Source organism: Paraburkholderia sp. (assembly GCF_035948235.1).
Taxonomy (GTDB): Bacteria; Pseudomonadota; Gammaproteobacteria; order Burkholderiales; family Burkholderiaceae; genus Paraburkholderia.
This window is the reverse complement of the sequence record NZ_DASZJJ010000331.1, coordinates 1-12,196: the sequence shown is the minus strand read 5'-3', so window position 1 is coordinate 12,196 and position 12,196 is coordinate 1. Positions and strand designations below refer to the sequence as shown.

General features: G+C 65.9%; 10 protein-coding genes and 1 pseudogene. 7 read left to right on the top strand and 4 right to left on the bottom strand.

The window, feature by feature from the left end; genetic code table 11:
- Positions 1–264, bottom strand: a pseudogene (locus VG320_RS29250) (polysaccharide deacetylase); the annotation flags it as partial.
- A 372-nt stretch (positions 265–636) separates the two neighbouring features.
- Here VG320_RS29250 and VG320_RS29245 point away from each other — a divergent pair.
- From VG320_RS29245 to VG320_RS29230, 4 genes are read left to right on the top strand one after another with little or no spacing between them, the layout of a single operon-like run.
- Positions 637–1,887, top strand: coding sequence for an ABC transporter substrate-binding protein (locus VG320_RS29245; protein WP_327203567.1), 1,251 nt, complete (start codon positions 637–639; stop codon positions 1,885–1,887).
- A gap of 25 nt (positions 1,888–1,912) precedes the next feature.
- Entirely contained in the window at positions 1,913–2,791 is an 879-nt protein-coding gene (locus tag VG320_RS29240; RefSeq protein ID WP_327203566.1) for a branched-chain amino acid ABC transporter permease, read from the top strand.
- Positions 2,788–5,415 carry a branched-chain amino acid ABC transporter ATP-binding protein/permease gene (locus tag VG320_RS29235; protein WP_327203565.1) on the top strand — a complete coding sequence of 876 codons (2,628 nt, stop codon included), beginning with the start codon at positions 2,788–2,790 and terminating at the stop codon, positions 5,413–5,415. The genes VG320_RS29240 and VG320_RS29235 overlap by 4 nt, the downstream gene beginning before the upstream one ends.
- Positions 5,412–7,040: a gamma-glutamyltransferase family protein gene (locus VG320_RS29230; RefSeq protein ID WP_327203564.1), complete on the top strand. Its 1,629-nt coding sequence runs from the start codon at positions 5,412–5,414 to the stop codon at positions 7,038–7,040. The genes VG320_RS29235 and VG320_RS29230 overlap by 4 nt, the downstream gene beginning before the upstream one ends.
- A gap of 82 nt (positions 7,041–7,122) precedes the next feature.
- Here VG320_RS29230 and VG320_RS29225 read toward each other — a convergent pair whose 3' ends face one another.
- Together VG320_RS29225 and VG320_RS29220 are read right to left on the bottom strand one after the other, a co-directional pair.
- Positions 7,123–8,097, bottom strand: coding sequence for an alpha/beta hydrolase (locus VG320_RS29225; protein ID WP_327203563.1), 975 nt, complete (start codon positions 8,095–8,097; stop codon positions 7,123–7,125).
- 143 nt (positions 8,098–8,240) lie between these two features.
- On the bottom strand, positions 8,241–9,164 hold the full coding sequence (locus VG320_RS29220) for a LysR family transcriptional regulator (RefSeq protein WP_327203562.1): 924 nt from the start codon (positions 9,162–9,164) through the stop codon (positions 8,241–8,243).
- 150 nt (positions 9,165–9,314) lie between these two features.
- Here VG320_RS29220 and VG320_RS29215 point away from each other — a divergent pair, with 150 nt between their 5' ends.
- The 3 genes from VG320_RS29215 (at position 9,315) to VG320_RS31245 (ending at position 11,282) form a co-directional block, all read left to right on the top strand.
- The gene (locus VG320_RS29215) at positions 9,315–10,079 is read left to right on the top strand and encodes an SDR family NAD(P)-dependent oxidoreductase (protein WP_327203561.1); all 765 of its coding nucleotides are present in this window, start codon (positions 9,315–9,317) and stop codon (positions 10,077–10,079) included.
- 61 nt (positions 10,080–10,140) lie between these two features.
- On the top strand, positions 10,141–10,848 hold the full coding sequence (locus VG320_RS29210) for a pirin family protein (protein ID WP_327203568.1): 708 nt from the start codon (positions 10,141–10,143) through the stop codon (positions 10,846–10,848).
- Between the two features lie 5 nt (positions 10,849–10,853).
- Positions 10,854–11,282 carry a HEAT repeat domain-containing protein gene (locus VG320_RS31245; RefSeq protein ID WP_414696156.1) on the top strand — a complete coding sequence of 143 codons (429 nt, stop codon included), beginning with the start codon at positions 10,854–10,856 and terminating at the stop codon, positions 11,280–11,282.
- A 135-nt stretch (positions 11,283–11,417) separates the two neighbouring features.
- Here VG320_RS31245 and VG320_RS29205 read toward each other — a convergent pair.
- The coding region (locus VG320_RS29205; RefSeq protein ID WP_327203560.1) for an alpha-L-rhamnosidase C-terminal domain-containing protein at positions 11,418–12,196 on the bottom strand (779 nt) is incomplete at its 5' end.

The window sequence follows — 12,196 nt, the reverse complement described above, 5'->3', positions numbered from 1 at the left end:
ATCGTCGAACAGATCGAGACAGCGCCACGCGCCCACGCGGTTGCCGTATTCACGCCAACTGTAGTTGAGCACGTCGGGCTGCGGCGAAAGCGGGCCGAGATTCGCGCCCAGCCCTTCCCCAAACGCAAAGTGCTCCAGATTGAAGCCGAGATAAACCGCGAGGCGTGCGCCGTTGGGCCAGCAATACGAATCGCGCGCGACGATCGGCCGATAGTCGAAGCGTCCATGCGTTGGCAGCGCGCCGAAACGCGGGTCGTCGCGCATGGTTGTGCCCGCATCGATCAGCGCAGCGTCCATGAAGGTTGTCGTCATTGTGTCCATCTCTATGTGTGCAGTTTGTGGCCTCAATTGAAGACCGGCGGCGGTGTGCACCGCTTTGTCGCCATAACGTGGTGCCATTCATCGCGCTATCCGCACCGCCGTTGTGCGCGGGCGAACCGATTTGGCGCAACGCAAATGGTTAACCATCTGTTACCAGGATCGTATGCAATTGGCGTTCCATATCGTTCGCACATTGTCGTTGCTGGTGTCGCATGAAATATCCATCGATCGCGAACGAAATGGCATAGGTCTTGCGTGAAGCGACACATCCGCGGCTTCGGCACGCGCCCGTCAAACTCACTGGAGAACCTTCTCATGCCGCTACGCCACGTCACCGTCAAGGCCGTCCGCCCCGATTCAACGCCGCGCCGCCAGTGGTTCAAGACCAGCGCCGTCGCCATTGCGCTCACTGCGGCTGCGCTGTCGTGCGGCGTCGCTTACGCCGCCGACACCATCAAGATCGGCCTCGTCACCGCGCTCTCGGGCCAGTCGGCGCGCGCGGGCGAAGCGCTCACGCGCGGCATGACCATCGCCATCGACGAGATCAACGCGAGCGGCGGCGTGCTCGGCGGACGCAAGCTCGAACTCGTGCGTCGCGACGATGAAGGCAATCCCGCCAAGGGCGTGCTGGCCGCGCGCGAGCTGATCTACAAGGACAAGGTGGCGGTGCTGTTCGGCGGGCTCGACACGCCGGTTTCCATGGCGATCGTGCCGCTGGCCAATCACGAGAAAGTGCCTTTCATGGATCCGTGGGCCGCAGGCACGCAGATCACGCACAACGGCGCAAAGCCGAACTTCGCGTTCCGCGTCTCCGCCGTCGACGAACTGGTGGACGTGGCGATGGTCGCGCACGCACAGCAAGCATTCGGCGCGAAGAAGATGGGCCTTGTGCTCGTCAACAATCCGTGGGGCCAGTCGAACGAGAAAGGCATCGTCGCGGCGCTCGCCGCGAAGGGCATGAAGCCGGCCGGCATTGAAAAAATCGAGGCCACCGATGTGGACGTCACGCCGCAACTGGGCCGACTGAAAGCCGCGGGCGCCGATACCTTGCTGATGGTCGGCAACGTCGGGCCTTCGGCGCAGGTCGTGAAGTCGCTCGACCGCATGGGCTGGAAGGTGCCGATCGTTTCGCACTGGGGCCCTGCGGGCGGGCGCTTCACGGAGCTCGCGGGACCCTACGCAAAAAACGTCCATTTCGTGCAGACGTATAGCTTCTTCGGCGCGAACACGCCGGTGAGCACGCGCGTGGTGGCCGAACTCAAGGCGAAGTATCCCGACATCAAGAGCGCCGACGACATTACGCCCGCCGTGGGCGTGGCCAGCGCCTACGATGCGATGCATCTGAGGGCACTCGCCATCGACAAGGCCGGTTCCACCGACGGCGACGCAATTCGTAAGGGTTACTATGCAATCGACCATTACGACGGCCTGATCAAAACCTATGTGCATCCGTTCAGCGAGCAGCAGCCCGACGCGCTCAGCGCTAGCGACTACGTATGGGCGCAATTCATCGACAACCGCATCGTGCCGGTGAGCGCCGCGGGCGGCCAGATGGCGTCGAAGTAAAGCACAGGCTCCCGGAGATTCACTCATGCAATGGATATCGGCGCTGGTCGCGGGCCTTGGCCTCGGCAGCATGTACGGGCTCATGGCGCTCGGCTTTCATCTGACGTTCGCGGTTAGCGCGACGGTCAACTTCGCGCAGGGCAGCTCGATGATGCTGGGCGCAGTGCTCGCCTACACCTTCGCGCAGACGCTCGGCTGGCCCATGCCGCTTGCCATCGTGCTGGCGCTGGCCGTGTGCGCGCTCTACGGGCTCGTCGTCGAGCGTCTGGCTGTGCGTCCCTTCGCGCGGCGCGGCTCGAATGCGTGGCTCATGGCAACCGTGGCGCTCGGCATCGTGCTCGACAATGTCGTCATGCTGACCTTCGGCACCGAACCGCGCAGCCTGCCCTCGCCGCTCGCGCAAACGTCGCTGCACATCGGCGGCGCGGGGCTTGGCGTGTATCCGCTGCAACTCGTGATTCCCGTGGTCGGCTTGCTGCTCGCCGGCGTGCTGCATTACGTGCTGCGCCGCTCGCGCTGGGGCGTGGCGATGCTCGCCGTGGTGCAGAACCGCGATGCCGCGCGCCTGATGGGCATTCCGATCCAGCGCACCATAGCGGCTGCATTCGCGGTTTCCGCGCTGCTCGCGGGCATTGCGGGCGTGATGATCGCGCCGCTTTTCAACGTTCAGTCGGATATGGGCACCGTGTTCGGCCTCAAGGCTTTCGCGGTGGCGATTCTTGGCGGGCTGTCCAGTGCGTGGGGCGTGATGATCGCGGGGCTGCTGTTTGGCGCCGCCGAAGCGATGATCACGGCCACGCTCGGCTCCAGCTATACCCAGATCATTACTTTCGGCCTCCTGATCGTCTTGCTGGCGATCTGGCCCAACGGCCTCTTCGGCCGCGCGGAGGTGCGCAAGGTATGAGCGATTCCCGACTTTCCCTCGGCACGCGCGCGGCAGTGATTGCGCCGCGCATCAACGGGTCACGCTCACGCGGCCTCTGGCAAGGCGCGGCGCTGGCCGCCGTGCTGCTCGCCGCCGCGTTTGCCGCGTGCAGCGTCAACAGCTATTTCGTCGTGGTGCTTGCGGGCGTGGCCTTGCTCGCCATTTGCGGCGTGGGCCTTAATCTGCTGCTCGGACTCACGGGCCAGGTGTCGTTCGGCCACGCGGCGTTCTTTGCGATCGGCGCCTATGCCGTCGCTATCCTCACCACGCAGTTCGGCTGGAACTTCTGGAGCGCGTGGGCGCTCGGTGCAGGCGTTGCCGCCGTAGCCGGTGCGCTGCTTGCGCTCACCGCCCTGCGCGTGCGCGGACCCGGCCTCGCCATGGTGACGATCGCGTTCGCCTTCGTGGTCGAGCAAAGCGCCGTGGAAGGCGGCGATCTCACCGGCGGCCAGAACGGCATCATGAACGTGTTCGGCCCGGCGCTCGGCGGATTCGCCGATGGCGAGCGCGCCGTCGCCCTCATCGCGCTCGCCCTGCTTGGCGTTGCGCTGGCGCTTTATGCCCTCGTCGCGCGCGGCGCGTGGGGCGCGGCCATGCGCGCGGTGCGCGACAGCGAAACCGCGGCAGCCTCCATCGGCGTGAACGCGCTCGTGGTAAAAGCCGTGGCGTTCGCGTTCTCGGCGGCGCTCGCCGGTTTCGCGGGCGGGCTGTTCGCGCCACTGCAAGGCATGGTGACGCCCGGCATGTTCTCGTTTTCGCAGTCGATCCTCTTCGTGCTCGTCGTCATGATCGGCGGCGCGGGGTCGCTGGCCGGGCCGCTCGTGGGCGCGGCCGTGGTCGGCCTGCTGCCCGAATTCCTCGCCGGGCTCGAGAGTCTGCGTCTGCTTTGCTTTGGCGTGCTGCTGCTCGTGGTGCTGTGGAGCGCGCCCAATGGCGTCGCCGGTGTGGCGGCTGCGCTCATGCGTCGACTGGTTCCGCAGACGGGCGCGCAGCCAGGCGCGACGATGAGCGATCCGGACATGTCTGGCCATACAACGCTTGAACCGCTCGCCGCCGATGCGCGCCGCTCGCTCGCTGCTCACGAACTGTCGATGACGTTCGACGGCGTGAAGGCGGTCAGCGAACTTTCGTTCGAGCTGCCCGCCGCGCGCGTGACGAGCCTGATCGGCCCGAACGGCGCGGGCAAATCGACAGTGCTCAACATGCTCTCGGGCTTCTATCGCCCACAAAGCGGCACGCGCAAACTGGGCCCGGTGCAACTGGCTGCGGGCAATGCGTTCGAAAGCGCGCGCGCCGGCGTGGCGCGCACGTATCAGACTTCGCAGTTGTTCGGCAGCCTGTCGGTGCTCGACAACGTGACACTCGCGCTCACGCGCGGCCGTCTTGGTGCGCTGTTCGGCGCCGCCCGCATGCAAGGCGATGCGCCGCGCACGCAGGCGCTCGCGCTGCTGCGCGCCTGCGGCTATCACGGCGACGCCGATATCGAAGCGGCCAACCTCGCACACGTCGATCGCCGTCTCGTCGAAATTGCGCGCGCGCTCGCCACGCGCCCCGCCGTGCTGCTGCTCGACGAACCCGCCGCGGGGCTCTCCAGCGAGGACAAGGCGCGCCTGGGCGCGCTGCTGCGCCGCATCGCCGAGGCGGGGGTGACCGTCGGGCTCGTCGAGCACGACATGTCGCTCGTGATGGGCGTATCGGATCGCATCGTCGTGATCGACGCGGGGCGCTTTCTCGCGCAAGGCGAACCCGCAGCGATTCGCGCCAACAGCGCCGTGCGCGAAGCCTATCTGGGCGCGTCGAACGACGCCGCGCTGCATGCGCTGCGCCCAGCGCACGCCATGCAGCGGGAAGGCGCGCCCACGCGCGAAGTGCTGGGCGTGGGCAACGTAACGGCAGGCTATGGCGCCGCGCCCGTCCTGCACGACGTGAGCGTGCAGGTGCGCGAAGGCGAACTGGTCGCGCTGCTCGGCGCGAACGGCGCGGGCAAATCGACACTCATGCGCGCCCTCGCCGGCCTGCATCGCCCCGTGGCCGGCGGCGTGACGTTCGATGGTCGCGACCTCGCGCGCCTCGACGCCGCGCAGATTGCCGCGCTCGGCGTCGTGCTCGTGCCGGAAGGCCGCCAGGTCTTCCCCGAACTTTCGGTGCTCGATAACCTCAAACTCGGCGCATTTCCCTCGGGGCGCCTGCCGCGCGGCGAGCTGGAGGCGCGCATCGAGTCGATGTTCGCGCGCTATCCTCGTCTGCGCGAGCGGCAACATCGCCGCGCCGGACTGCTCTCCGGCGGCGAACAGCAGATGCTGGCGATCGCGCGCGCGTTGATGTCGAAGCCGCGCGTGCTGCTGCTCGACGAGCCTTCGCTCGGCCTGGCGCCCAAGGTCATCGCCGAACTGTTCGCCTCGCTCGACGACCTGCGCCGCGAATCGCTGTCGATGCTGCTGGTCGACCAGATGGCGGCGATGGCGCTGGCGATCGCCGACCGTGGCTATGTGCTGGAGGAGGGCCGTGTGAGCGCGAGCGGCACGGCGGCGGAACTGGCCGCCGACGCGAGGCTTTCGGCCGCCTACCTGGGCGGCCACGCCGATGCCGAAGTCACCGCATGACGACGATGATGAACACCAGGACGCAAACTTCAACCGCCAACGCGCGTGGCCGCGCCGGTCTCGTCACGAGCCCACACGCGCTCGCCAGCGAAGCGGGCCGCGATGTGCTCGTACGCGGCGGCAATGCCATCGAGGCCGCCATCGCCATGGCGGCGGCCCTGTGCGTGACGATGCCGCATTTCACGGGTCTGGGCGGCGACGGCTTCTGGCTGATGGCGAATCCCGGCCAGCCTGTCGAATCGATCTCGGGCATCGGCCAGGCGGCGCGCGAATTGCCCGCTTTCGACGGCGCGATTCCCGTGCGAGGCCCCGCGTCCGCGCTCACGAGCGCCGCCACCGTCGCCGCGTGGGAAGCCGCGTACCGCGCGAGCCGGGAACGCTGGGGCGGCACGCTAGCGTGGGATACGCTGCTTGCGCCCGCCATCGCACTCGCGGAAGACGGCTTCGCGCTGTCGCGCTCGCAGCACTTCTGGTCCACCTACCGCGCGTCCGAATACGGCGACGCTCAAGTGTGGCGCGGCTTCGCTGAGACCTTCCTGCCGGGCGGCGCAATCCCGGCCATCGGCACGACTTTCCGCCAGCCCGCGCTTGCGGCCACGCTGCGCACGCTCGCAGCGAACGGCCCGCGCGACTTCTACGAAGGCGCACTGGCGCAGCGCATTGCACACGGCCTGCGCGAAGCGGGCTCGCCGCTCACCGCCGACGACCTCGCGGCCACGCGTGTGCGCATCGCGCCGCCGCTCACGCTGCGCTACGGCGAAGGCGTGCTCGCCACCCTGCCGCCACCCACCCAGGGCGTGACGACGCTGCAGATCATGGGCATCCTCGCGAAGCTGGGCTTGCGCGACTGCGCGCATGGCAGCGCCGATTACTACCACCGGCTCGTGGAGGCGGTGAAGCAGGCTTTCATCGACCGCGACCGCCATCTCGCCGATCCCGATACGCACGACGTGCCCGTGGACACGCTGCTAGGCGACGCGCATCTCGCAGCCTGTGCGGCGCGTATCGCGCCCGAGCGCGCGTTACCCTGGCCGCATCGCTTTCGCGAAGGGGACACCGTCTATCTCGCCGCGACGGACGCCCGGGGCCGCGCCGTGAGCGTCTTGCAGACGATCTTCCACGACTGGGGCAGCGGCGCGATGGCAGGCGACACCGGCATCCTCTGGCACAACCGCGGCGCGGCTTTTCGCGCGCCGGGCAGCGAGCCTCACCCCAACACCATCGCGCCGGGCAAACGCCCGTTCCATACGCTCAATCCCGGCATGTATCTCGTGGATGGCCGCGCGCGCCTGCTCTATGGCACGCAAGGCGCGGACGGCCAGCCGCAGACGCTCGCGGCGCTGCTCACGCGGCTGATCGACTATGGGATGGATCCGCTCACGGCGCTGGCGCAGCCACGCTTTTTGCTCGGGCGCACCTTCTCGGACAGCCACGACAACCTCAAGCTCGAATCGCATGCAGGCCGCGCACTGCTCGACGCGCTGGCCGCGCGCGGGCACGAAATCGCCGAATTGCAGCCGTTGAGTCCGCTTGCAGGGCAAGCCGGCGTGATTTGTCTCGATGCCGAAGGCACAGCGTGTGGCGCACACGATCCGCGCAGCGATGGGCTGGCATTCGCGGTGTGAGTCATGCGCCCTCTGCCGCCTTCAGGGCATCTGGACCAGACCACCGCGAATGCACTCCTGCTTGTTGGTTGACGCGTGCGCCTTACTGCAGGCGCGTCTTCAATGCGCTCGCCATCTGCTGCATGGCGGCGCGCGTCGGGGCGTCGGCGGCGAGCACGTTAAGCAGGCCGAAGTCGTGGATCGTGCCTTTGTACTGCGTCGTCGTCACGTCGTTGCCCGCCTGATCGAGACGATGTCCGTAGGCTTCGCCTTCGTCGCGCAGCACGTCGAACTGCGCCGTCTGGATCAGCGCGGGCGGCAAGCCCTTCAACTCGTCGAGCGAGGCGCGCAGCGGCGATGCGTAGCCCTGGTTGCGCTCGCCTGTGTCGGTCGCGTCGGTGATGTAGGCGCTCCAGAACCACTTCATCATGTCGCGGCTCAGGAAGTAACCGTTTTCGAAAGCGTCGTATGAGGCGTTGTCGAAGACGTGGTCCGTTACTGGCCACATGAGGCCCTGGAAGCGGATCGCCGGGCCTTCACGGTCCTTCGCCATCTGGCTGACGACTGCGGCCATGTTGCCGCCCACGCTGTTGCCCACCACCGCGAGCCGCGCACCATCGACGCCGATCTCCGCGCCATGCGCGGCGACCCATTTCGTTGCGGCGTAGGCCTGGTTGATCGCAACCGGATAGCGCGCTTCGGGCGAAGGCGTGTATTCAACAAATACGGCCGCCGCGCCCGACTGCACCACGAGGTCACGCACGAGGCGCTCATGCGTCGGGTAATCGCCGAGAATCCAGCCGCCGCCGTGGAAGAACATGAACACGGGCAGCACGCCGCGCGCATCCTGCGGCTTGACGATGACGAGCGGCACGCTCAGACCGTCCTGCTCGATCGTGCGGCGCGTAACGTCGATGCCCGAGACATCCACGTCCACACTGCGCTGCGCGCCTGCCAGGACTTCGCGCGCTGCGGCGGGCGTGAGCGTTTCGATGGCCGGGCCCGTGCCGCTGTTGAGCGCGTCGAGGAAGGCGACGGTTGCGGTATCGGGCGTGTTCGGGTGCGCTTGCGTGTTCATCGTGATTCTCCTTATCCGTGGTTGAGCGGCTTGCGACGTGATGTCGTGCAGCCGGTGGAAAGGAGAATACGGATCGGACGATATTTGCGAAATAGAATCGTTTGAAATCTATCGTTGCATAAATGCAATGATGAAGCGCCACTTTATTGTTGCTTCGGCCATCGCCACGTCGGATCGGAAAGATGCTCGGCGAAGTAATCGGAGAGTGCCGCCACCTTCGCGGGCCGCGCACGCGCCGATGGCGTCACGAAGTAAAGGCCGCCCTTTGTTAGCGACCAGTCGGTGAGGATCGCTTCGAGGCGGCCATCGGCCAGATATTCGCCAGCGATGAATTCAGGCAGTTCGGCAATCGCCAGGCCGTCCAGCAGCGTGGGCAACAGCGCGTCGGAATTCGTCACGCGCAGTGGGCCGGACGGCATCACCGGCTCCTCCTCACCCGCGTCGTTTGTGAAACGCCAGACATCGCTACGCGCGCGATACGCGTACGAGAGACAAGGCCGATCCGCCAGTTCACGCGGATGGGTGGGCCGCCCTTCGCGTGCCAGATAGTCCGGCGACGCCACCACGTATTGCGTCACCGCACACAGCCGCCGCGCCACCAGCGACGAATCGGGCAACGCGGCGATACGCAGCGCCGCATCAAACCCATCGGCGACCAGATCGACTGGCGCATCGGACAGATGCAGGTCAATCGACACTTCCGGATAGGCGCGGAAGAAACCCGGCAGCAGCGGCGCGACCCAGCGCAACCCGAACGACATCGGCACGGCCAGGCGCACCAGCCCGCGCGGCTGTATGGACATTTCGCGCGCCGCGCTTTCGGCCTCCTCGGCCTGGCGGTAAATCTCGCCGGCCTTCTCGCAGATCGTCCTGCCGAACTCGGTCAGCGATAACTGCCGCGACGTGCGGTTAAAGAGCCGCGCGCCCAGCCGGTCCTCCAGACGCGCGACACCGCGCGAGACCGTCGCCACCGACACCCCCATCGCACGTGCCGCAGCCGCGAACGATCCCTCCTCCGCGACCTTCGCGAACATCGCGAGTCCCTCGAAATCCGGCAGCTTCGCCATTTGCCCTCATCTTTGCATTTATGCAACGTTAGATTGCAATCAATTCTATTTCGAAAAGACTGGGCCGTCGATATTCTTCACACATCGCAGCACGCAACACCGAACCACCGAACACCCACTTCCACTGAACGAACCGAAAGGAGCAATACCATGGCACGCAAACTCGACAACAAGATTGCACTCGTCACCGGCGCAACCAGCGGCATCGGCCTCGCCACCGCGCAGCGCTTCGCCGCCGAAGGCGCGCACGTCTACGTCACTGGCCGCCGTCAGGCCGAACTCGACGCCGCCGTGAAGGGCATCCGCGAAGCCGGCGGTCAGGCGACCGGCGTGCGCGTCGATTCGACGAAACTGAACGAACTCGACGCGCTGTATGCGCAGATCAAGGAGGAACAGGGCCGTCTGGACGTGCTGTTCGCCAACGCCGGTGGCGGCTCGATGCTGGCGTTCGGCGACATCACCGGAGAGCACTTCGACGACACCTTCAACCGCAACGTGAAGGGCGTCCTGTTCACGGTGCAAAAGGCGCTGCCGTTGCTGGCCAAGGGTGCATCGGTGATTCTCACGGGTTCGACGGCAGGCAGCGCGGGCACGGCGGCGTTCAGCGTGTACTCGGCGTCGAAGGCGGCGGTGCGCTCGTTTGCCCGCAACTGGATTCTCGACCTCAAGGATCGCCAGATCCGCGTGAACACCATCAGCCCGGGCGCGACCCGCACGCCTGGCCTGCTCGACCTGGCCGGTGACGATGCGGCACAACGCCAGGGTCTCGCCGATTACCTGGCCGCGCAGATCCCGATGGGCCGTCTGGGCGAACCGAACGAAATCGCCAGCGCCGCGCTGTTCCTCGCCTCGGACGACGCGAGCTTCGTGAACGGCATCGAACTGTTTGTCGATGGCGGCCAGCAGCAGATCTGAATGTGGCACGGGCGCACGGATGCGGTCTTCAACATCCGGCGCGCCCGAACGGAGTTTCATCATGATCGAACATCGCCCTTTCCATTCGCTCGGCACAATCAAAAACGAGCGGCTCGACGCGCGACTGCATTTTCGCGTCGGCGGGACCGGGCGCGCGGAACATACGCCGCTCGGCCCGCTCTACGTGTGGAACGACGATGAATTCGCGCCGCACTCGGGCTTCGGGCTGCATGTGCATCGCAGCGTCGAGATCGTGACCTGGGTGCGCTCGGGCGCGATCACGCATGAAGACGACGCCGGCAATCGCGCGCGGCTGGTCGCCGGTTCGGTTCAGGCGATGAGCGCGGGCGCTGCGATCCATCACGCCGAGCGAAACGAGGAACATGTACCCGCGCGGGTGTTCCAGATCTGGCTGCGTCCACGCACGCCAGGCGGTACGCCGCGGTGGGCGACGCGTGTCTGTTCGCACGAATGTCGCGAGGGCCGCTTTGTGACGCTGGCGAGCGGCGATCCTCAAGATGTGCGCGAAGGCGCACTGCCCATTAATGCCGACGCACGCGTGCGTATCGCGACGCTGCGCGAAGGCATGACAATAAAGCACGCGTTGCCGATGCCTGGCTCGGCGTATCTTGTTGCGGATCACGGAAGGCTCGGTGTGGGCTCTATACAGCTCGCGCCGCGCGACGGCGTAGCCGTCCGGGATGAGGCGAAGCTGGATTTGATAGCACGTGACGATACGGATGTAGTGATCGTCGAACTGTTGGGCTAAGGCGGATGAGCCCTCTTGTTGTGTGCGACTGTCGTCGGCTATCAACTGTCGTTCGACACCGGCGCCTCGATCATCGACAATCCCTTTCACCGCGACTCGCCGAGGGGTCCGCAGTTTATTTTTTCGAGAGTGTCGACGTCAGTCCACTATTTGCACTTGTCGAGGATAGGCGATGGCTGGTACGGCACTCCGCAATCAGATCCTTGAATGGTGGTAATCGGGAAGAGGCTGAAGACAAGTTGCTGGAGATCCTGGCAACGACCTCGGATCCCAATGACATCATTTATTGCCACTCCACTCTCAACCAGATTGGCACGCGCAAGGCGTTACCTGCTCTCACACAAAACATGAGGTCCAGAAAGCGCGATGTGAAAATTTCGGCTCAAGCAGCGATAGAAGCTATTGAAGCACGTGGGCGCCAGTCTGAAGCTTAGTTGGCGACGAATCTGCGCCAGCCTGCCCGGGCAGGAATTCGCCGCCATTTCGAAGAACGCCACCGAATCTCGATTTTTTCCTGCAGCCGCTCGCATAGGTCGGCGCTCGTGCAGTCAGAGTCGCGAGGCAGTCAATCACCCGCCCACGACAATCGAATAGTGGCCCGCGCCCACATTGTCCACGTACTGAAAGGCGACGCCGTCACTTGCAGCCGAACCAGGATCAAGCGCGGACGACAACGCGGTTTGCGTCTCCACGCCATTGATCCTGACCGTCCCGCCGGCAGGAATGGCGATCGTACCCGTAGTGCCGGACGGCACGTCCACATCCATTCTGAACGTCCCGCTCGTCGAACGGCCCCACTTCACCGATAACGCACCATATGGCGTTGGCGCGGTGCCCACGACCCATTGCAGATCGCCGGTCTGCGGCTTGACGAGCCACTGTCTGAACCCCGCCGCCACGGGGCGTACACCCAGCACATAGCGCGACAACGCCGCAGTCGGCCCCGACGACCAGCCATGCGCAAGACTCGTTTGCGCACTCACCGGCAGACCGTCTGCGCCCAGCGCTTCCCACACTGCGCCGGTGTAGTGATCGCCATCCGCGATCATATTGCCCCAGAGCGTGCCAATCAGACTCAAAGCACCGCGCGTATCGCCGCTGGCCAGGCGCGCGCGCACTTCCATGTCGCTTGCAAACGGGCTGACGACCGCCGTGCGTCCGCTGTCCGTCGAAAAGGCTAGCCGCCCATACGGATTCGCCAGTCTCTGCGCGAGGTTCGCGAGCACCGTCGCGGCGCTGCCTTGCGACACGACGCCCGTCAGCACGGCCAGCGCATTAGCATCTTGCGCGAGCGCGCTCATGCTGGTCGCGCTCATGCCGTAATAGCCGCTACTCGCGTTATACAGCC